This window comes from Myxococcus sp. AB056, from assembly GCF_006547365.1.
Classification (GTDB): Bacteria; Myxococcota; Myxococcia; order Myxococcales; family Myxococcaceae; genus Myxococcus; species Myxococcus virescens.
On the sequence record NZ_VHLB01000005.1, the window covers coordinates 20,623 to 40,787 of the forward strand.

Below are 20,165 nucleotides of genomic sequence, written 5' to 3' on the forward strand. Positions count from 1 at the left end.
GCTTCTCACTCCCGCTTCAGTGTGACGTCGCGCGACCAGGTGCCGCCGAGCGAGCGATAGACCTCGACGCGATGGTTGAGCAGCAGCCGTTGCGCTTGCAGACTTGCGCGCTCGAGCCCGACCAGATTCGTCAGGGCGGTGAGCACCGTCAGATAGTCCGAATGCCCCTGCTCGAAGCGCCGCCTCGCCTCGTCCAGGAGCTGCTGCCCGAGCTGGACCTGCGCACGCAGGCTGCGCAGGCTCGTCGCCTCGTTCTCCTCCCGAACCACGGCATCCTGCACCCGTCCGATCGCGGTGTGCAGCGCGAGCTGGTATTGGATTTCGCGACGCTGGAGCTGGATCGGCAGTCGCCTGTACTCGGTGACTCGCCTTCCATCGAACAGGGCCCAGGTCAGGTTCACCCCGACGACGGACTCGGCCAGGGCCGGCTCCGAGAGGCCGACCTTCAAAGCGCCCACGTTGCCCACCAGTTGGATCGTCGGAAGCCAGCTCGCCAGGTTCGCGTTGATGCGGTGCTCGACCTCGGCGACGCGCAGCTCCGCGAGCCGCATCTCGGGCGTGTTCACGTTCAGGTCGCCCGGCGTTCCGAGTTTCGGTGGGGGTGGGAGATCGGGAAGCTGTCGATCGAGTGGAATGACGTCGTCGGCGGGGGTGGGTACCCGGCCCAGCAGCGCCTTCAGCTCCGAATTCAAGAGCGCGTTCCGGGTGGCGATCAGCGGCACCTGCGATTCGAGGTTCACCAGCAACTGCTCCTGCTGCAGCACCACGAGCCGGGGCGTGAGGTGCTGCTCGAACCGCGCACGAAGCAGCCGGAGCAGTTCCTTGTTGTAGTCGATCTGCCGCAGCGTGAGGTCCCGGAGCGCGCGGGCCTCGAGGATGTCGAACCAGACCTGGGTGATCCGCACCGCGAGGTCCTGGATGCGGCCCTCGGTGAGCTGCCGCTGCTGCTCGGCGAAGTTCAATCCCGCGCGCCGCTGCGCACCGAGGGCTCCAAACAGGTCGACCTGGTAGGTCACGCCGAAACCGACGGTGGCGACGTTGTACTCGGCCCGGGTTGGCGGCGCAGGCGGAAGGTTGGCGTTGGCAACGACATGACTCAGCCCCGCCGGGTTCAGGATGCCGACCTGGAGCGGGTACCACCAACCTTGCGGCACGTTGGGGTCGAGCTGGTTCTCGTAGATCAGCTCCCGCACTTCGCGCAGGACCAGGTTGTCGCCGAAGCACTCCTGGATGGCCGTGTCGAGAGCCGGATCGGCGAACGCCGTCCACCAGACTGCGTCCTGGGTGATGCGCTCGGCTGGCTGCGCGGGCACCCCCTCCTTCGACGGCCGCGGGCTTGGAAGCCCGCCCTCGGGTGCGCTGGACGGTGGGGTCGGCTCGGTGCGCAGTTCGCTGGCGGTCGAGTAGCTGCTCGGCGTCGGAGGCGGTTTGACGACGACGGGACGGATCAGCTCGCAACCGGAGCAGGTCATCGCGAGGAGGGCGAGCGTCAATCGAAGTCTCATGGGTGGCTGACGACCACGAGGGCTTTCGCGTGGTTGAGGACGCAGCGCTGCGCGACCCGCATGGTCTCGGGATCGAGGGAGGCGAAGCTCTCGTCGAGGATGACCAGCTCGACTCCCTGCAGCAGCGTGCGCGCGATGTAGAGCCGGCTCTTCTCGCCGTGAGAGAGTTGCCAGCCGGTCTCGCCGATCATCTCCTCGAGGCCAGCGGGCATCTTGGCGACCAGCTCGTCCAGCCCGAGTTCCTTGCACAGCGCGGCGGCCTTGGTCCGCAGTTCGGGCGAGGTCGGCCACTCGCGCCCGAGCAGGAGATTGTACGCGAAGCTGCCGGACAGGACGTGGTTCTCGTGGAATTGCGGCGCGGCGGTGATGCGCTTGCGCCAGCCCGAGGAGCCGAACGTCGCGCGGTCCAACGCGTGCAGCAGCATCACACCGCCCTGCGGCGTCCTCAGGCCCGTCAACAGCGACACCAGCGTCGACTTGCCACCGCCCGATGGGCCCTCCAGCAGGATGCGGTCGCCCTGCGCGATCTGGAACGAGCAGTTCTCGAGCACCGGCCGGGTGCGCGCGTCGTGCCGGAAGGTCACGCCCCGCGCCTCGATGAGGGTTCCGTCGGCGGCGTCGGTGGGCTTGCCTCCCTCCATTTCGAGAGGGACTTTCGATTCGAGCTCGGGGCGGCCCACCGCGAGCAACAAGTCGCGGATCTGCTCGAACGACACCGCCGCCTGGGAGACCTGCTGGAAGTAGACGGCGACCTCGTCGAAGGCTCGCAGCGCGAGCAAGATTCCGCCCACGGACACCGCCAGCGCGCTGGCATTGGCCGTACCGCTGCTGAACGCCGGCAGCAAGGTCAGCAGGGCGAGCACCAACCAGCCGTCGCGCAGGAGCGCGGTCAGCTGCATGGTCCGGCGATCCATGACCTTCGAAATTTCGGAGTAGGAGCTCAAGCGGACGTCTTCGCCATCATGCCAGCGCTCGAGAGGAAGCTGCGCCAGCCGCGTTCGATGGCCGAGCATGCGCTCAAGCAGGTCGTGGGTGATCTCGACGCGCGCGCTCGACCACGCCCGCTGGACGCCGTAGTGGCGGCGCGCGAGGACGAACGCGACCACGACCCACAGGACGAGCACCATCGTTTGGGGCCACCCTCCCGCACCGAGCACGAGGATGACACCCGCCAGGATCAAGTCGACGAGCGACAACACCGCGAGCAGGGCGCCGCCGACCGCAAGCTGCTCGACGACCTCGGCCTCGGCGACGCGGCCGAAATGGCGGCCGATGCCGTCGAGCCGCACCTCGTCGGGGGTCAGCTTGAGGGTTCCCGCAAGGAGCTGCTGCTTCAGCAGCGTTCCGAGCCGGATCGAGAACACGCCCTGCCACCACACCTCGAGCATGCGGAGCGGAATCGCGCACGCGATCACGGCGATCCACCCCAGGAACCAGCCGGTCTCGAGGTGGGCCTGGAGCGCGGCGCGACCGAGCAACCAGAACGAGCCAGCCAGCACCAGCGAGAGGAGCGTGTGGCTCACGAGGATGCCGGCGACGAGCGAAGGGATGTCGCCGAGCAGCGTCCGCCGGCTCGCGGTGCGCCTGGGGCGCATGATCCAGCCGGTGCGCAGCTGCGCCTGGCCGAGCCGCTGCAGCAGCATCTGTGAGCGGGCGTGCTCGCGCGCACGGGGCGACATCTCCACGCCGCCGAGCAGCTGGTCCACCTCGGCGACGGTGGCTTCCTGCTCTTCGCGCAGGAGCGCGATCGCGCTCTTCGTCGGGACCGAAACCGCCGTGGCGTCGCGCGCGAGCAGGCGCAGCTTCCCACGCCGCGTACCCAGCAGCACCAGATAGGACGGGACGCCGTCTCGCCGGACCTGGAGGATGCAGGGCGCGGCGCGTGCAAGGACGTCGGGCAGCTCGTGGTAGAGCGGCGTGATCGGCTCGAGCTCCACGCCGAGTCGATCTCCGAGCGCGAACATCCAGACCCGGCTCGGCTCGACGGCCGCCGCGGGCGGAGCGATTTCGCCCGCGGCCCTGCCATAGCCTTGCCTCTGCGCCAGCTGCTCCAGCGCGTCGGGCAGTCGCTCGACCGGCCACAACAGGTCGGAGTGCGAGCGCGTCATCCCACCAGCTCCAAACCGCCTGCGGCGGTCTCCGCGACCGGCGTCTCCACCGGCTTCGGCGCCGGCCTCTCCACCAGCTGGCCGTCCGAAAGCCACCAATGGCGCCAGCGCCCACCGCCCCAGAGCAGCGTGCGATTCTCCTGGTCGGCGCGAAGGAGCACGGCGTACCGAGACTCTTTGTTCGCGAGCAGCTCCTTCGGCGGCCCGTTCTCGAGGATCCGACCGTTCTCGATCACGAGCACGCGATCGAACTCCTGGGTGTGCTCGACGTCGTGGGTGACACAGAGGAGCGTGATGTCTGCCCAGAGCCGCCGGGACTCGGCGAGGAGCCGCGCGCGCCGGTCGCGATCGAGACCGCGAAAGGGCTCGTCGAGGATGGCCAGACGCACGCCGGAGCGAAGCATCGCGCGCGCCAGGCGCACGCGCTGACCTTGGCCGCCCGAGACCAGCCCTCCGCCTTCGCCCAACGACGTCTGTAGCCCGTCTGGAAGCGCCTCGAGGATGTCGAGCATCTCGGCGCCCTTGAGCGCCCCCGACAGTGACCAGCCGTGCGCGCCGTCGTTGCCATACCGGAGGTTGTCGATGAGGCTCTGGTTCCAGAGACTGATCGCCGGGTCCACCCAGGCCGTGGTGCGCCGCAGCCGCTCGACAGCGGCCTGATCGAGCACCTGCCCGTCGACCTTGATCTCGCCGCGCGCCGGCCGGAGCCAGCCGAGCAAAAGGCCGACCAGCGTCGACTTGCCTGCTCCGGAGACACCGACCACGGCCACGTGCTCGCCGGGGGCGATGTTCAAGGAAACCTTGTCGAGGATGGTGTGACCGCCGCCTTTCACGCGGACCTTCTCCATCACGATCGAAACGCCGCTCGCGGTGGCCGCGGGCGTGACAGGCGCCTGCACTGGCGCCTCGGGCCGGGCCGGCGGCTCCTTGATGTCGCCGATGACGTCGAGGAGCCGGCGAACCCGGTTCATCGCATTCGGGAACGCGCGGCTCAGCATCATCAGCCGCTGGCCGAGGATGGGGAACCGCAGCGCCCAATAGACGACCAACAACACCAGCGAAGCCCGATCCGTGCCCGCGAGGTACGAATAGACGAGCAGCATGACGAGGCCGTAGCTCCCCAGCATCAGCCCGCCTTCGAACCCGACCGACAGCGTCTGGAGCCAATAGCGCGCCTTGCTCCAGCTGACGAGCAAGGTCTCCTGCGCGCGGCGCAGCGACCGCTCGGCACCGTGGATCCGGATCGGCGTGAGCCCGACGAGCGCGTTCAGGGTGAATCCGCTGAGCGCGCCTGCGTGCATCTGCACGCGCAGGTCAGGCTCGAAGAGCAGCTTCTGCGCGACCAGGGGCACGAGCAGCGTGACCGCCGCGAGCGCGAGCACGATGCGCCATGCGTGCGGTGCGGCCCAGATGAGCGCGGCAGTGATGCTCGCGACTTCGAGCGACAGGACCAGGGCCTGCGCGAGCAGGGGCGGCAACGACCGCATCGCCTGGATGTTGTGCGTGCGAGACGCCATGTCGGAGGCGAGCCGGCTCTGGAAATAGCGGTCCTCCATCTCGGGGAGCTTCTCGAAATACGCCTTCCGCAGCCGCACCTCGAGCCGGCGGCCGATGCCGAGCAATCCCAATGAAATGGGGATTTGGATGAGCATGAAGCAGAGCGCGACGCCCGCGAGAACGGCCATGCCCGTCGCACGCTGCGCGAACGTGCCGAGGTCGCGCCCCAGGTCGAGCACGCCACGGAGCATCAGCGCTTGCAGGATCCGCCCGAAGGTGGCGAACACCAGTCCCACCGCAATCAGGCCCGGAACGACCCACGAATCTTCGCCTCGCAGGCGGAGCAGCGTTCGCGCCGGGCTCACCTGCTTGGCGACGAGCTCCGTCGCCAGGTCGCTCGCGAGCACGGCTCTCGGCGCGTCTTCGCCTTCGCGCGGAGCCTCGCGCCAACCGCGAACCCGCATCAGCACCGCGCCGGACATCGACAGCTCGCCCTCCACCTCGGGGTTGGGGCGAACGGACCAATAGGCAGCGGGAATGGGCACTTCGCCGGAATCGTCCTTCGCCATCATGGATTGCAGCAGACCCGCCGCCGTCCGGCCTCGCCGGACGGCGCCCGCGCGGATCATCGCTTCGGACGCCCGGCACGCGGCGTCGAGCCTGGCGATCGACAGATACCCGGGGTCCTCGAGCGCCCGGGCAACCAGCGCCCGCGCCTGCGTCGCCCCCAGGTTCAGCAGGCGGCGCTCGAACGTCGCGACCGCCTCTTCGGACCCGGCCCATTCGCGCCAGCCCTCCGCCGGAACGGACGTGGTGTGCTGGTACAGGTGGCTCAGCAGCGTCGAAATCCGGGTCCAGTGACGGCCCGCCGCCGGGTCCATGACCTGGATGAACGGGCCGACGCGATTCCACAGCACCACGAAGTGCGGCCGTCCTCCCGCGCTGAGTGTGACGATGATGGCGGGAAGCGCCTTGGCTTCAGGGACCACCACGTGATCGAGCGGAAGCATCACCTGCTCGGCGTCGAGCCCGAGCTGGTTCGCGACTTCATCCAAGGTGACGATCGAGGTGCCATCGACGTCCGTCTGACACACTTCGCGAAGGACGCGATAGTTGAGCTCGGCGCCCATCCCCGCGAACAGGCTCTTGAGTGAAGCGGGGCCGCAATCCGTCGCCGAGATCTGGATCACCTCGGGAATGATTGAGCGCCGGCGCCTGGGAGGAGTCATGGTCAGCGGGCCTCGGCTTCGGGCCGGAACACGGTCACGGGCCGTTCTTCAGGCTGCGGATTCCATTCACCGACCGCCCGCATCAACAGCGCGACAGGCGACGCCCGCGCGACCTCGACCTCCACCGACAGGGTCATGCCGTGGCGCAGCTGGATGCGCGGATCGTCCGGCGGTGCGAACTTGAGCTCGACGCGCACCGTACCGGGGATGGCCTCGGGCGTGGCGGTCTGGCCGGGCTCGGTCCCGACGGCCGTCACCCGGGCGGGGACCGTCCCGTAGATGGTCATCGGGTAGCCGTCGAGCTTGAGGCGCGCCGTTTGACCGGGATGTATCAATCCGACGACCTCCTTCGGGAAACGGGCGCGCACCCGCACCTCGGCATTGCTCGCGACGATGGTGCCGACCCGCTGCCCGTCGGCGATGAACGCTCCCGAGCCGAGCTCCGCCACGTCGACCAGGTGGCCCGTGGCCGGCGCCCGATACAGCTTCCGCTCGATCTGGTACTCGAGGCGGTCGATGGTCCCCTGGAGCTCCCGGATTCGCCCCTCCGCGCCCAGCGCCTCGCGCTCGAGTTCCAGCAGTTGCGCGGCGAGGGCTTGACGGCGCACGTTCTGCTCGCGCCGCAGCCGGATGAGCGCCAGGCCCTGCGCCGTCTGCGCGAAGCGGAGCGCGTCGACATCGGTCGTGCGCTCCAGCTTCTCCATCTCCGAGACCGCGCCCGCCGGGCTCTTGAAGGCCAGCTCCGCGCGTTCCACCGCGAGCCGGTGCCTGGGCGCGAGCTCCAGTTCCCTCCCCAGCGCCTCCTTGACTGCGACCTCGTCCACCCGTGCCGTCAAAGCCGCCTCTTCGTGCTTGTTGGTGATCTGCTGGCGGATGATGGCGAGTTCCTTCTCGGTCGCGGCGAGCGTCGCCTTGCTCCGCTCGAGCTCGAGGCGCTCGGCCCGTGCGTCGAACTCGATGAGAAGGTCGCCTTCCTTGACCTCCTGGTCGAGTTTGAGCAGCGAGAGCACGACCCTGCCCGCGCTGGGCGGCTCGATGCGATGGACGGCGTTATGTGGCTCGATCCGGGCCTGTGAGCTGGCCTTGACGAGCGGGACCTTGGCGAACAGCGACCATGCGATGAGCCCGCCGGCACACAACACCATCAGAGCGACGAACACGAGGCGCGTGTCCGACTCGTAGTTCAGGGAACGAAGGGTCCGCTCGAAGGGATATGCCATGGTCCGCCAACCAAAGTCGCCTTAATGGTCTTGCCCTGTCAACACCTCGGCCACTGCTTTGTGATTCACGCTCCCATTGAATGAATACAAGCACCTCGATGCGACGCGGGACTTCGTCCGCATCGCCGCAATGCGCCACACATTGTTTTTTGGTTCGATTTGACATCCAACTTCGATTTCACTTAGCGTTTAACTCGAAAGGAGGCACGACATGAAGATCAAGATCCACGTTCGCGGCGGCCCGAAGGCGCGTTAGTAGTCAGGCGTTTTGACGCCAGCTGTTAAGGCTGGTCGTTCCTCGTTTTCGATCACCAGAGGGGGGTTGATGAGGATTCTCCATCAGCCCCTCCTCTTATTTCTGGTTCTGGCAACGTCTTGATCTTGCAGGTGCTCGTTCCTGCCAGGTTGCTCCAGAACCTCTCATGCGCTTGAACCGAATATGCGCTGCATGCGGGCGCCTCCCCTCCTGCGAAGGTAGGCAGGATGGCGCGGCAGCGACAGGTCTCTGAGGCCGTTGCTGGAGGGGCCGAGATTCTATGCCGCTCGGCGCTCGTACCGGCGGTGGAGCCCGAAGACTTCCCGCAGCTCTATCACCTTGGCTCCGCGCTCCGGGCCCTGCACCTCACGCCTCTCGGGCGTATCCTTGCCGAGCGACAGGTGCGTCCGGCTCGCGTTGTAGTAGCGCTGGTACTCACGAAGCAGGCGCCGAGCGTGGGCTTCGTTCAGGACGACGACATGGTCCAGCGACTTCACTCGATTGGGTGACGGACATCACGTACGTGCCCACACGCGAGGGCTGATTGTACCTGGCTGCCGTGCTGGACCTCTTCAGTCGGCGCGTCATCGGCTGGGCCACGCCCCCTGCATCGACCGACACCTGGTGTTCTCGGCCCTCGACATGGCGCTGAAAGGTCACGATCCCCCTGTTGTCCCTACCCGAACTTCGGCCTCTGCGTCATGGGTGCGTCGAGGCACGTTTGGAAGCGCGTCAATGCGAGTGAGCGAGGCGCGCGGCTGTCGAACTCCTGTAACGGTAGGTTGTCGCATCGACTGACGTGCCGAGCAGCTACTCCAACTTGACCTCGACACCACCCCCGAGGCGCAATGCGAGGTTCGCGAGGATTCCACTGACGATGCCAACAGCAAACCCGGCGAGGCCGTACAAGATGCAGACTCCCGCCACCAGCAGGAGCATACCTCCCATGTCAAACTCACCGAGGTGCATGCTCTTGCCGAGAATGGAATTGGCGCCACGCGGTCCGAGCAGAAGCATCACCGTGCTCGTCAGCGCCCCCAGCACGACGCCGACCAACGCATAGAAGGTCCCCAAGCACTTGCCGAGCGAGATGACGCCGACGCCGCGAATTACCGTCATTCCCAATCCTCCCCTCCGCCACAAGCGGGCGGGCCTTTCACCGATTCATCCCTCTAAGCAGCGGACTGAGCGGGCGAAAATCGGAGGCTGCGCCTACTACCCATCATTCAGTCACTGCGTCATGAGGGCATCAAGGTCACCACCGACATTGCGTCAATGCGAGTGAGCGAGGCGCGCACGGCAGAGGCAACATTTTTCCTGACGCAGGGGGCTACACCAGGGGCCTTGCTATTCTTGGAGAACCTCACGACTTCTGGTCTCGACTCACCCTCTTCGCACCGGGGGCTGCTCGGCGGCGATGGGCCTCGGTGGACATGTCCACGAGTGGCCCCGTTTCGCGTGTGAGCGCGAGCAGTAGCTCTCGTTCTTCGTCGAGCTCGCGCTGACCGAGTTGTCGCTGGAAGAGCGAGGCCATCGTCGCGCCGTCGCAAGCTCGAGAGATAAGCACGACACGTTGAGCGTCGAGGCCATCGTGCGCAAGGCGCTGGCTCCAGCGCTCGCCCGCTTCGCGGATTCGGCGCACCACCTCCGGGACTGTGCCGAGAATACCCACGAGGGTGGCGCGCTCGTGCGCGAGCGTACCGTCGGAGAGGTCCTCGAAAGTCGAGCGGATCCACGCGCGCGCAAAACTGCCGGGAGCCGTGTCCGCCGGGTCCAGCGCCCGGTCAACCGCAGCGTCGACTTCCTCCACCAGGTGCTCGACGAGGCCGAGCAGGAGCGCCTCACGCGTGGAGAAGTGGTGCAGCAGTCCGCCCTTGGAGACACCTGCCTCGCGCGCAACGAGGTCCAAGCTCACACCTGCGCCGCGCTCGGAGATGACACGCGCTGCGGTGCTCAGGAGCATGCGCCGGGTACGGGCCGCATCACGTTGTGGTCCAGGCATGCGACTTTCTACCCTCTGAGAGCAACCTACCGTCCAGCCGGTTGATAGCCCACCGTAAGAGACGTTGCTAACGAACCGTCTAGACGGTACGTTATATCATGGAGATTCGCGGTGCCCATGAAGTACCGCCCAAGGAGTGGGATGGGCCACGCCCCTTCCTGCCTGACACGGAGCGGCGAACGCCCTCCGAACCGAGGAGCGCGACAATGGGTTGGTTCTATCTCGTCCTTGCGGGACTGCTTGAGATTGGCTGGCCGTTCGGCCTGAAGGTGGCGCAGCATGCCGAAACCCGTTGGAGCGGGGTTGCCATCGCCGTCGCGTTCATGGGCTTCAGCGGTTTCATGCTCTGGCTCGCCCAGCGCCACATTCCCATCGGGACGGCGTACGCCGTTTGGACTGGCATCGGTGCCGCCGGAACGTTCCTGATCGGGGTGCTGTATTTTGGGGACCCTACGTCCTTCGCCCGATATCTCGGCATCGCGCTGATCGTCGCAGGGGTCGCGACGCTCAAGCTGGCGCACTAAGATCGGCCCCCGATTGAAGGGGGCCCCAGCCCTCTCCTCCGCTGAGCCACCTGAGGACCTCTCGGGCACGACGCAGGTCCGACTCGTGCTCCAGTGGAGTGAGCGCCCCGGCGCGAGCCTCACCTGTTGGAGCAACCTCCAGCGGTGCTCGCGACGCGACCACGCCCCACGGGGGGCTGACGCGGGGCCTGGGGGAGGCAGTGAGCGCCAGGAGGGCTGCGCTCGGGCATCGCCAGGCGAAGCTCCCGTTCCGCGACTCCGCGCTGGCGAAGGGATTCACGGCGGCGATGGAGTTCGTCGTCCCGGTGCCCCATCTGGCACCGCCACACGCACGACAGTGCCGTGGCCGGGCTCGTCGCGAAATGGGTTGATGAGGCGCTCGCGCGCAATCCGGACCTGGAGGCGCGACTGCTGCCGCTGGCGGCCGTGCGCGCATCCAGGGCAACGCCGTCATCATGACGTCCACGACTTCGGCGCCGACCGAGCCGTCGTTCATGCGGGGAGAATGCGTCTGGAGGCCCGCACCTCGTGGCCCTGGAGCCGCGTTTTCGCCGCCGTGGGGCCGTGAGAAAGGGCCCCCAATGGGGACAGCCACGGCATGCCGTCTGCAATCTCGCAAGGCATGAAGCTGAACCGAATGAATGCCCCACGCCGCGCGCCCCTTTCGCCGGGCCCACGAACGCTCCCGATGTCCAGACGTCGCGGCGTACTCGCCCTGGCGCTCTGTCTGGGACTCGGGAGCACCGCGGCCCTGGCGGCCTCTGACGAGCCCCCCGTCGCGAAGGGCACGGTCCTCGTCGAGGGCCCCATCGACACCGTGAACTGGTCGAGTACGGCGAAGCGAATCAACTGCCAAGGCCCCTTCTGTGTGTGGCTCGTGGTCGACGAGCTCGGGCCGTGTTTCTACGGGATCTGCACGAACAAGTTCATGGTGCTGTCGGACCTCAAGGGGAAGTTCCTGGGGGCGTCGCGTTCGCTCGATTCCTGGTCAGCGAGCACCCCGCGACTCATCGACGCGGAGCATGTCGAGATCGTCACCCGGAGCAACCACGAGCCCTTCACTGTCGTCGACAATGGCCTGGATTCGACCCACGTGTCTCGGACTCTCCTGAAGGTCTCTCGGGATGGCACGCGTTTCAGCGAGGTTCCCAGCCAGACGCCGCAGTGGACGAAGACTGGTGTTCAGCACGTGGCCCCGTCCTCCGCCCCGAAGCCCCCCGAGCCACAAGTCGTGAGTGACGAGCTCCTCGCTCGGGCCCGTGCCCTGTGTCCCACGGGCGTGGACTTCAAGCCGGTGGACTACGCCTGTGGGGACGGAACGTGCATTCTCCTGCTCACGGGGTCCGAGTCTGAGCCCGACGCCGGGCACGAGGAGTCCACCGCGAAGCCGGCGTCCGAAATCGAGGGGCCGTTCTGTGGCGTCATGGTGAAGGGAGAGGATGTCCAGTTGGCCTCTCTGGCCGGAGACGCGACCTCGGTCAGGTTGACGCCCAGGAGTTATGTGTTCTCTGGGCCCGTGGGCATGCGCGGCTCGACGGAAGAAATGGAATGGCTCTCCCGGACTCGGCCGGGATACATGTCCTTCACCGACACCGTGGGCGTGGTCGTCAATGGGAGCAATCCCTATCCCGTGAGGTTCGCGGAGTCCGCCGACGCCGCGCTCGCCCTGGCTCCCACGGTCCAGGCTTTCACCCTCGCTCACGTCACCTGGGGACTTGCTGACTGGAAGGGCTCAACCGACCTGGCGTTCGCGTGGCGACTGGCCCGGGCGGGAGAGGCGTTCGCCCTCTTCGCCGAGGTACACGATGACAAGGTGGTTCCCCTCGGGAAAGGCACAGGCCTGCATTCGGACCACCTGGAGCTCACCGTGCCGCGGTATGCCGGCGCTACCTTCAAGGTGAGCGTCCTGCTCGCGGCGGGAGGAAAAATCGAGGCGCGTGACTGGACGGGAGAGGCGAACACGGTGATTCCTTCCATCCAGGGCACCTGGCGCAAGCGTCCGCGTGGCTACGAGGTGACGCTCACCATTCCTGTGGCGGACCTCGGCATCAAGGAATCATTCGTGCCCTCCAACTTCTCGCTCGCGATCTCGGACTCGGATGCACGAGGCAAGCAGGAGACGTTGATGGGGCACGCCGGGACGCTGCGCTTCTGGGCCGAGTACCCGCCGAGCATCGCCGAGTACCGCAGCGCCCCCTGGAACTGACGCGAGTTTCCTTCTTCGAGGGTGGGCTGGGACGCGTCCCGACAGTGGGTTCCGCGATCCCTGGCGTCGCGCGAAGCCCTGGCGCCAAGCGAGGATGACGCCAGGTGTGCCTACCCAAAATCATGGCCGATACCGCTCCGCATCCTTGAAGAACTGCGTGAGCGAGGAGTCCAGCAGCGACTGGCGGGACTGCATGTACCGGCGGGCACGGAGGAAGGGCAGCCAGACGCGTTTGCCAACACGCACCTGGGACTCTTCCATCTTCTCCCGCAGCACCGCCAGAAATAGTAGTCCAGGTCCGTGAGGGACTCGGCCGTCTCCTCCATGATGGATGGCACCTGGGTGTGCAGTGCTGCCACGAGTCCTTCGATCTACCCCCGACTGCATTGGAGTCTCAGCACGCTTGGGGCCCATTCGAAGTACCGTGCATGAAATGACGCGTTCGCTGATACGCGCGTGGCACGGCCCCCAATTTCCGGTAGCCACAGCTCTCACGAGAAGCTTGTTCCTGTCACGACGGGGCACGGCTAAGACTTACCCGGAACACGCACACGTCTGGATTGGCGTGGAAGCGGAAGCATCTGGCGCCCGCGAGGAAGCCCCACGCCGGGTGGAAGTGTAGACACGCTGCGACTGTCCTGGACCGCTGGCCCGTGTCTGCTCACGGCGCCAGGGATACTCCGTTCCACTCGAGGTTCTCCATGCGTTCATTGCGCCGTCTCACTGCCCTGCTGCTCCTGCCGCTCGCCTTTGGCTGTGGTCAGGAAGGTCTCCCCGAAAACGAAGCCGAGTCGCTCTCCGCGCGAGCTGACCCGTTCACCACCAGCCGGGGGACGATCCAGAATGTGTGCGGCAACGCGGACACCACTCCGCAGATCTTCAGCAATACGCTGATGAGCCCCGCGGCCCTCAATGTCGGCGGCGGCGCACCCGCGAATTGGAATCCCGAGAGTGGCCGCATGAGCCGCGGTGGCATCGAATACGTCTCCGCCAATGGCCTCCGCTTCGAGCTCGTTACCGACAAGTGCACGTACATCAGAGAGGTCAAAGTCGGCTCGCGCGTCGTGACGCCGACGTATACCGATGGCTATTGGTATTCCGCCCAGGACGCCTCGTACCAACCCGCGGACCCCAGCCGTTATGGCTACAACTTGTGGATATTCTTCCCCTATCTGGGAGATGGCTCCACGAACCAGGTCACCATCACCGTGGGGCGCACCTTCGGCAGCGGCACCGCGACGTACAGCTTCCCGATGGTGCAAGTCGATAGCGTCGAGGCGAGCTTCGTCCCCGCCCCCATCGGTTTCTCTCGTGCCGATCTATGGAACATGTTCGGCAAGGCGCTCTACACGAAGTTCAATGGCGCTACGAATTCGACCGTCATCAGGTCGTCGGACGGCTCCATGCGCCGCATTTACGGCTACGACCCGAATAGCCTCCAGCTCTCCGTCACCTCGAATGGCGTGGGCTTCTCGTTCAAATTCAAGACGGACCTCAACAATTGGTGCGACCCGACGATTCGCGCCTATGGCACCTTCAAGCTGAATGCGAACTCCTCCGGCATTTCGGTGCAATGGGTGAATGCGCCCCAGGCGAGCCTCGAATGGCCGCTCCGGTGTGTGGCGGTTCAGGTCGTTCCCATTCTCGGCCTCGTTCCTACCCTCATCTACGACATCATCGAGAGCGAGGCGGCGAACAGCATTACTTCCACCATCGAAAGTTCCATCATCGATTCGCTGCCGGAGACGACAAACGTGCAGCTGTTCCTCGATGGCTCGACGACGCGCAGCAACGAGCTGCTCGTCAATCTCAAGCTGCCGGCGCCCTCTATCAAGATCAACGTCCCGTACGACGCGTTCGACATGAACCGGAGCGCGACGCTCTTCCCCTCGGGCGAAAACCTGACGCTGCTCGCGAGCGGCTTGGGCGTGAATGACTACGTCGCCGGTGTGTCGCCCCAGACGACGCTCTACTCGGGCCCCAATGGCGTTCCGCGCTACGGCTCCACCACGTGGCCGAATGCACAGACGTTGAGCCGTGCGACCAACCCCGTTTGGAATGGCCTTCCCATCGCCCGCTTGCTGGCGCGCATGTCGCCGACGGTCCTCTCCACGTCGACGTACCAGTACACGCCGGGCTGCACGTTCAAGGCGAACAACATGTTCGGCCGAGCGTCCGTGCGCTTCGGTGTGAATGACACGGTCACGGATGCGCAGCGCCTTCGCGGCATCTTCGGCGCCGCCCCAGGCTACTCGCTGCGGGTCGTCTTCCTGAACGACCTCAGCACCTCGATCGCGGATAACGCTTCCCGCTGCGGTGTCACGACGTACGGCCCCATCAATGGCTCGGCTTTGCCCGTCCTGGCGAATCCGTAGTTTCCCTGTTGGATGGGAATGCCTGCTCGCGTGACGGCAGGTATTACCGTGCACCTTTGTTGATGGTCGTGTGAGACGCATGAGAGGGAGGGGTGCCCTGTTGAGGCTGAGGGCTCCCTTCATCTAAACCACCGCTCGTGATTCTCGATCGCGGTTGGTGAGCGGGCGGGCGCGTGGGGCGCGAGGAAGAGGCAGGGGCACATCCCGTTCGGCTCTGTGTGCGCAGAAGACCAGGAAGCGGAAAGGCCCCGCCCAGGGACAAAGGTACGCCCCGTCTGTCGCGGCTGCAGCGCCGCTCTCTCATCCTCTGGGGTGAAAGGAGCGGCTGCCCGCTCACCCTGCGGCGGTGCATGGCAGTGGTGGGAGTGTCGCGCGGCCACTCGTGCAGCGAGGTCGCACGTGCGCTGGCGTGCGCCACCTCCACAGTCGTCTCCGCAGTCAATCGCTACCGGACGGGACGGCGTAAAGCCCTGTTGGACCGCAGGGCAGCCAATGGCGAGGCGAAGGTGGATGAGCGCTTCCTCGCCATTCTCTCGCGTGTGCTGGCGGGTACTCCCGAAGAGGTGGGCTGGTGCCGCCCGACGTGGACGCGGGAGTTGCTCGCGCTGGAGATGGAGCGCCGGGGCCTGGCGCGGGTGTCGGTGGCCACCATGGGCCGTGCGCTTGCCACCCTCGGTGCGAGCCTGAAGGCGGCCAAACCCGTCGTGGGCTGTCCTTGGCCGGGCTGGAAGCGGCGCCGGCGTCTATTCGAGCTGCGGTGCCTGGAAGCATATGCCCGGTCCGAGGAGCCGGTCCTCTACGTGGACGAGGTGGACATCCATCTCAACCCGAAGGTGGGGCGCGACTGGTGCCTGCCCGGCCAGCGCCGAGTGGTACTCACGCCAGGCAACAACAAGAAGCGATACCTGGCTGGCGCCCTGGACTCGAAGACGGGCCGCCTCACCTGGGTGGAAGGCAAGTCGAAGGCCAGCTCACTCTTCATCCAACTCCTTTGGCGCATCTGCGGTGAGTACCGTGGCGCCCCACGAATCCACCTCATCTTGGACAACGCCTCCATCCACAGCAGCAAGAAGACGAAGAAGGCGCTCGAGCAACTCGACGGCCGGATTGTCCTCCACTTCCTGCCGCCTTACTGCCCGGACGCCAATCGCATTGAGCGCGTCTGGCTGGACCTCCACGCCAACGTCACCCGCAACCATCGCTGCCGCACCCTCCAGAAGCTGATGCGGCGCGTCCATGCCTACCTGCACGCTCGCAACGCCCAGCGTCGTGCCAGTCCTATCCTCCGCAAGGTTCATCTGCGGCGCGCCGCCTGAGTGCGTGCGAGATTCGTGATCGGGCGTTTAGGGGCTGTCCCTGGTTTCGTGTTCGCAAATCGACCTGGCGGGCCGGTTATCCGGCCCGTCGGGGATGGGTCCCCATCGGAGTTGCTGGCTGGCGCCAGGTATGAGCAACGCGGGCTGTGCGCCGATATGAACTGAGCGATGCCGAGTGGAGCCGCATCGAGCCCCTGCAGTGCTCCAGGAGCGGCCCCCGCTCGAAGCGAGGGGACCGTGACTTCATCAACGGCGACCAGCGACCTCGCCGTCCTGTACGTCACATCCATGCTTCTTTCGCTGCCGTCATCAGGGACAGCCCCTAGTCCTTCTCCTCCTGCAGCTCGTTGAGGAACGCGACGATGGCGTCCACCTGCGCATCGCCGAGCATCTCATCGGTGAAGGCAGGCATGGCGCCCACCCCATGGCGTATCTGCGTACGCATGGCCACCGACGGCAGGGGCTTGTTGTTGATGGCCGGCCCCAGCCCGGCCGCGCCGCCGGGGTGACACTGGTTGCAGTGGCGCATGAAGAGGACTCGGCCCTCCTGCTCCTGCTCGGTGAACTGCCGGGGCGCGCCGAAGGGCGGGGCCCGGCGCGCGGGGCCACAGGCCAGGGTGGTGAAGGCGAGCACGGCGAGCATGGTTGTCCTCATGGCTTCGCCTCCGGGGTTGCGCGAGTCACGCGCCACAGCACGCCCGTCTGCTGGAAGGGACGGATATCTCCCTTGCCCTTCACCAGCATGACGCCGAAGTCGACGATGTAGAGCGCCCTGCCGCTGGGATCGAAGCGCGCGTCGATGGGGCGCTCCAGGCCCGCCTTCCGCAGCCGCGAGGCCGGCCCTCCGCTGCCCTTGTCCTTGTTGGCGACGAAGTCCTCGATGACGCCATTGGACACGTCCACCCGAACGACCTTGAAGCCCACGGGCGCTATCGTTTCGCCCGTGTCCGGGGCCTGGTCTCCGAACTGCGCGACAAAGGCCTCGCCCACGTGGCCGAAGTCCGGGTTGCGGGAGAAGTCGAAGCGGTTGGATGACGAGTGCACGCCGAAGGCGGCCACCGGCTGGGGCGGCGTCCCTGGGGGCTCTTGCAACACGCGCTTGGGCACCTCGCCACCCGGCACCTTGAACCACTCCTGATCCACGGGCTTGCCACCGGCGAAGTCCGGAAAGCCATACCAGCCGCCCGGCTCCACCTCCCACATCCAGTCCGCAACTCCGAAGAGCGGTCGGCTGCCGCGCACGTCGTAGCCGTTCTCGGTGACGTACAGCCGGCCGTTGGGCGCGAACGCCAGGCCGAACGGGTTGCGGAACCCCCAGGCCACCAGCTCCGGTGTGGTGGACCCGGAAGCGAGCCGGAACACCGCGCCACTGCACGGCATACCGCCCTTGATTACCTCCCCCGGCTTCGTCTCCGTGCCAAATGGGACGAAGGCACCCGTGAGCACCTGGCTCGACTGCGAGGCGAGCGGGTTGGCGCTGGGGTAGTTGACGCCGGCCAGCGTGATGTCGCGGCAGGGCACGTCGTGGAAGGCCGGGTTGCGTTTCAGCCACCCCATGCTCGCGTTGTCCGGGCCCACGACGCCGGAGTTCGTCGCCGTGCCCACCCCGAAGTAGAGCGCGCCGTCTGGTCCCACGGCGGGGCCGTTGGTGTGGTGGTCCCCCAGGCCGGGCAGGCTGGAGACGAGCGGCGTCATCAGGCCATCCGGGGTGACGCGGACGATGCGGCCACCGCCCTGTTCACCGCCCTGGGCGACATAGAACGCGCCCTGGTGCCAGGTGACGCCGGTCCACGGCTGATGCTCGCCCTTCGCCACCTCGGTGAGGCGGCCGTCCTTCTCCACCCGAAGCAGCCTGCCCGAGGCGAAGTCCTCGCCGTAGCTGTAGCCGGACTCGGTGACGTAGGGCGTGCCCTCTCCGTCGAAGGCGACGCCGGTGGGGTACGTCAGACCGGTGGCCACGACCTCGATGCGGTAGCCCTCCGGCACGGCCACGTCGAGCGGGTCCACGCGGCGGGGCGGCTTGAAGTCCGCCTTGCCGCCACCCCCGCCTCCGAAGAGGTGGAAGCAGCCGGAGAGCAGCAGCGGTGCGCACGCCACCAGCAGGGGACGCGCAAGGAGCGGGATTCGCATACGCGGCGAGGTGCCTCGGGTGGAGAACGGCGAGGCGCTCGACGCTACGAGCCACCTGCCCCGGCGACAACGCGGGGGCGTGGCAACGGTTGCTTTCGCGACGGCCTCGCGGAGCGGAGTGTCCGCGGTCCGCCATTCTCCCGGCGCGACGAGCCACTGCGGGCCAGCGCGGGGCCTGGAGCGACGTCTTCGCGAAGAGGCGCATCGCCACCAAGGCGGACCAGAAGCGGATTGAACTGCTCGCCACCACCATCGCCGTCTCCAAGGACGACGCCCTGAAGATGATTGACGGCGACCTCCTCGGCTTCGAGGAGGCGCTGGCCGAAGGCCGCGTGCGCGTCGACAACCCCATCGACTTTGGAGGTGGCTTTGGCCGCCCTGCGGGCATTCCATGCGGGGGCATCCACGGCGGAGGAGGCCTCCAAGGACGCCTCCCCCAACTATCGCATGGGAGCCAGCCGAAGATCTGCCTCCCGTCTCCGCTTCAACTCTTGCCTAGCGCCTTGACGAGCTGCTGAGCCGACTTGGGGTCGTCGCAGGAGTTGCCCAGCGGGAACCACCCGCACCCAGCCGGCGGCTGGCCCTGCGGGAACCATTCCTTGTCGCCATTGAACGCGCTGACGTAGGCATTGAGGTGCTGGTAGCCGAGCTGCGCCAGGAACGACGAATCGGCGGTCCACGCCACACCGGTGTTCTTGCTGTCGGTGTAGAGCGCCAGCGGGCCGTCGAACGCGGCGGTCTGCTCGAACTGCACGTAGTGTTGGTTCGCGGCGCTCGCCTGCCGAGCGCCAATCATCTTCCCGACAGGGTCATCGGCCAGGACGTTGAGGCCGTAGATGTTCGTCGGTTTCGTCAGCGCATTCATCGTGCCCGCGTTCCAGGCGTGTGGCACCACGTCCTTGGCATTCCAGATGAAGGTGGCATTGGCTTTGCCAGCCCCGAAAACGCTCTTGAAGTGGTCGAGGAACGCCTGGTTGCCGATCGACGGCCCCGCTGTCGCCAGCAGGTTCACGTGCTGCCAGTTGCTCAGGTTCGTGTCCTGCGTATTCAGCGCCGAATCTGGGTCCATGAGCGCGAGCATCAGCATCGGGGCGAGGGCTCCGCCGAGACTGTGCCCGGTGAACCAGAGCGTGACGGCCTGCTTATTCGGGATGTTCCCCAGGAACGTCCGGATGTCATTGAGAGGCCACTGCATGTTGATGCTGAAGAGGAGTCTCATGAGGCCCTCCCAATCACCCTTCGTCACCTGCATTGGCGAGGAATTGCCGCCCCCCTGCTTGAGCTTCCAGTCCGTCGGATTGATGTCGAGGTCCTCGATCACAAGATCGAAGAGCGACTCCGAGTTCGTCCCAGCCGTGGCCACCACGTAGACCGGGAGAGGATTGTTGCTAGCGTCCAGCTGCTGCGCGACGAACATCCCGTTACTCACCTGAGGGGGGGAGCAGGTCATCCCACGTATAGCACGGGCCCCAGACCACCTTCCATTTCGAGTAGGGAGCATTCAGGCTGTTGATTTGACTCTGCAGGTCCTTCGTGGTCCAGGGACCAACCTTGTTGCCCACAGTGGCCTGGCTCGCCAGCCACGAGAGGGCAAAAACCTGCTTCTGCATAGACGAGGGATTGAACATGCGGTCTCCGGATGAGAAACGGTTTGAGGGCCAAAGCCAACCCTGTGGAGGAACTCCAAGAGATGGCGCCCACGAGACAGCCATGCATGCACTGTGCCTCTACCGTGGATGAGTGTTCTCTGGGAGGGCGCTACTCTGCGCAGCCCTGTCAGAACTCAAGCCTGCGCCG

Annotated in this window: 14 protein-coding genes and 2 pseudogenes; 5 read left to right on the forward strand and 11 right to left on the reverse strand. The window is 66.4% G+C overall.

Annotated features, from left to right (window positions below):
• Window positions 1-5 precede the first annotated feature (5 nt).
• The 5 genes from FMP39_RS03705 to FMP39_RS03725 form a co-directional block, all read right to left on the reverse strand.
• Window positions 6-1,505 carry a TolC family protein gene (locus FMP39_RS03705; RefSeq protein WP_141588630.1) on the reverse strand — a complete coding sequence of 500 codons (1,500 nt, stop codon included), beginning with the start codon at window positions 1,503-1,505 and terminating at the stop codon, window positions 6-8.
• The gene (locus tag FMP39_RS03710) at window positions 1,502-3,613 is read right to left on the reverse strand and encodes an ABC transporter ATP-binding protein (protein WP_141588631.1); all 2,112 of its coding nucleotides are present in this window, start codon (window positions 3,611-3,613) and stop codon (window positions 1,502-1,504) included. Before FMP39_RS03710 ends, FMP39_RS03705 begins: the two co-directional genes overlap by 4 nt.
• A complete protein-coding gene (locus FMP39_RS03715) occupies window positions 3,610-6,339 on the reverse strand; it encodes an ATP-binding cassette domain-containing protein (protein WP_141588632.1) in 2,730 nt (909 codons plus the stop codon). Before FMP39_RS03715 ends, FMP39_RS03710 begins: the two co-directional genes overlap by 4 nt.
• Before the next feature lie 2 nt (window positions 6,340-6,341).
• On the reverse strand, window positions 6,342-7,559 hold the full coding sequence (locus tag FMP39_RS03720) for an HlyD family secretion protein (RefSeq protein ID WP_141588633.1): 1,218 nt from the start codon (window positions 7,557-7,559) through the stop codon (window positions 6,342-6,344).
• Between the two features lie 534 nt (window positions 7,560-8,093).
• Window positions 8,094-8,312 carry a transposase gene (locus tag FMP39_RS03725; protein ID WP_228557661.1) on the reverse strand — a complete coding sequence of 73 codons (219 nt, stop codon included), beginning with the start codon at window positions 8,310-8,312 and terminating at the stop codon, window positions 8,094-8,096.
• Window positions 8,313-8,317: 5 nt separating this feature from the next.
• Between FMP39_RS03725 and FMP39_RS37760 the strand changes: the two are divergent.
• Window positions 8,318-8,466: pseudogene (locus FMP39_RS37760) on the forward strand (DDE-type integrase/transposase/recombinase); the annotation flags it as partial.
• Window positions 8,467-8,625: 159 nt separating this feature from the next.
• Here FMP39_RS37760 and FMP39_RS03730 read toward each other — a convergent pair.
• Both FMP39_RS03730 and FMP39_RS03735 read right to left on the reverse strand, forming a co-directional pair.
• Window positions 8,626-8,934 (reverse strand): hypothetical protein, encoded by a 309-nt coding sequence (locus FMP39_RS03730; RefSeq protein WP_141588634.1) that lies wholly within the window; start codon window positions 8,932-8,934, stop codon window positions 8,626-8,628.
• A gap of 244 nt (window positions 8,935-9,178) precedes the next feature.
• The gene (locus tag FMP39_RS03735) at window positions 9,179-9,817 is read right to left on the reverse strand and encodes a TetR/AcrR family transcriptional regulator (RefSeq protein ID WP_141588635.1); all 639 of its coding nucleotides are present in this window, start codon (window positions 9,815-9,817) and stop codon (window positions 9,179-9,181) included.
• Window positions 9,818-10,023: 206 nt separating this feature from the next.
• Between FMP39_RS03735 and FMP39_RS03740 the strand changes: the two genes are divergently transcribed.
• Entirely contained in the window at window positions 10,024-10,341 is a 318-nt protein-coding gene (locus FMP39_RS03740) for a multidrug efflux SMR transporter (protein WP_141588636.1), read from the forward strand.
• A 688-nt stretch (window positions 10,342-11,029) separates the two neighbouring features.
• Window positions 11,030-12,547 carry a hypothetical protein gene (locus FMP39_RS03745; protein ID WP_141588637.1) on the forward strand — a complete coding sequence of 506 codons (1,518 nt, stop codon included), beginning with the start codon at window positions 11,030-11,032 and terminating at the stop codon, window positions 12,545-12,547.
• A gap of 120 nt (window positions 12,548-12,667) precedes the next feature.
• On the opposite strand, the pseudogene FMP39_RS37320 reads toward FMP39_RS03745, so the two are convergent.
• Window positions 12,668-12,942 (reverse strand): annotated as a pseudogene (locus FMP39_RS37320) (hypothetical protein); the annotation flags it as partial.
• A 306-nt stretch (window positions 12,943-13,248) separates the two neighbouring features.
• Here FMP39_RS37320 and FMP39_RS03750 point away from each other — a divergent pair.
• Window positions 13,249-14,922 (forward strand): hypothetical protein, encoded by a 1,674-nt coding sequence (locus FMP39_RS03750; protein ID WP_141588638.1) that lies wholly within the window; start codon window positions 13,249-13,251, stop codon window positions 14,920-14,922.
• Between the two features lie 350 nt (window positions 14,923-15,272).
• On the forward strand, window positions 15,273-16,238 hold the full coding sequence (locus FMP39_RS03755) for an IS630 family transposase (protein WP_141588639.1): 966 nt from the start codon (window positions 15,273-15,275) through the stop codon (window positions 16,236-16,238).
• Between the two features lie 322 nt (window positions 16,239-16,560).
• Here the strand turns inward: FMP39_RS03755 and FMP39_RS03760 are convergent, their stop codons facing one another.
• The 3 genes from FMP39_RS03760 to FMP39_RS03775 form a co-directional block, all read right to left on the reverse strand.
• Window positions 16,561-16,893 carry a cytochrome c gene (locus FMP39_RS03760; protein ID WP_141588640.1) on the reverse strand — a complete coding sequence of 111 codons (333 nt, stop codon included), beginning with the start codon at window positions 16,891-16,893 and terminating at the stop codon, window positions 16,561-16,563.
• Window positions 16,890-18,368 (reverse strand): sorbosone dehydrogenase family protein, encoded by a 1,479-nt coding sequence (locus tag FMP39_RS03765; RefSeq protein WP_141588641.1) that lies wholly within the window; start codon window positions 18,366-18,368, stop codon window positions 16,890-16,892. The genes FMP39_RS03760 and FMP39_RS03765 overlap by 4 nt, the downstream gene beginning before the upstream one ends.
• Window positions 18,369-18,852: 484 nt before the next feature.
• Window positions 18,853-19,785 carry a hypothetical protein gene (locus tag FMP39_RS03775; RefSeq protein ID WP_194858223.1) on the reverse strand — a complete coding sequence of 311 codons (933 nt, stop codon included), beginning with the start codon at window positions 19,783-19,785 and terminating at the stop codon, window positions 18,853-18,855.
• Between the last annotated feature and the right edge of the window lie 380 nt (window positions 19,786-20,165).

Coding starts and splice junctions, on each gene's coding strand:
- FMP39_RS03710 (WP_141588631.1), bottom strand. CDS start 3,613: ATGACGCGCTCGCACTCCGACCTGTTGTGGCCGGTCGAGCGACTGCCC.
- FMP39_RS03745 (WP_141588637.1), top strand. CDS start 11,030: ATGTCCAGACGTCGCGGCGTACTCGCCCTGGCGCTCTGTCTGGGACTC.
- FMP39_RS03715 (WP_141588632.1), bottom strand. CDS start 6,339: ATGACTCCTCCCAGGCGCCGGCGCTCAATCATTCCCGAGGTGATCCAG.
- FMP39_RS03775 (WP_194858223.1), bottom strand. CDS start 19,785: ATGTTCGTCGCGCAGCAGCTGGACGCTAGCAACAATCCTCTCCCGGTC.
- FMP39_RS03720 (WP_141588633.1), bottom strand. CDS start 7,559: ATGGCATATCCCTTCGAGCGGACCCTTCGTTCCCTGAACTACGAGTCG.
- FMP39_RS03760 (WP_141588640.1), bottom strand. CDS start 16,893: ATGAGGACAACCATGCTCGCCGTGCTCGCCTTCACCACCCTGGCCTGT.
- FMP39_RS03755 (WP_141588639.1), top strand. CDS start 15,273: ATGGCAGTGGTGGGAGTGTCGCGCGGCCACTCGTGCAGCGAGGTCGCA.
- FMP39_RS03705 (WP_141588630.1), bottom strand. CDS start 1,505: ATGAGACTTCGATTGACGCTCGCCCTCCTCGCGATGACCTGCTCCGGT.
- FMP39_RS03765 (WP_141588641.1), bottom strand. CDS start 18,368: ATGCGAATCCCGCTCCTTGCGCGTCCCCTGCTGGTGGCGTGCGCACCG.
- FMP39_RS03750 (WP_141588638.1), top strand. CDS start 13,249: ATGCGTTCATTGCGCCGTCTCACTGCCCTGCTGCTCCTGCCGCTCGCC.
- FMP39_RS03740 (WP_141588636.1), top strand. CDS start 10,024: ATGGGTTGGTTCTATCTCGTCCTTGCGGGACTGCTTGAGATTGGCTGG.
- FMP39_RS03735 (WP_141588635.1), bottom strand. CDS start 9,817: ATGCCTGGACCACAACGTGATGCGGCCCGTACCCGGCGCATGCTCCTG.
- FMP39_RS03730 (WP_141588634.1), bottom strand. CDS start 8,934: ATGACGGTAATTCGCGGCGTCGGCGTCATCTCGCTCGGCAAGTGCTTG.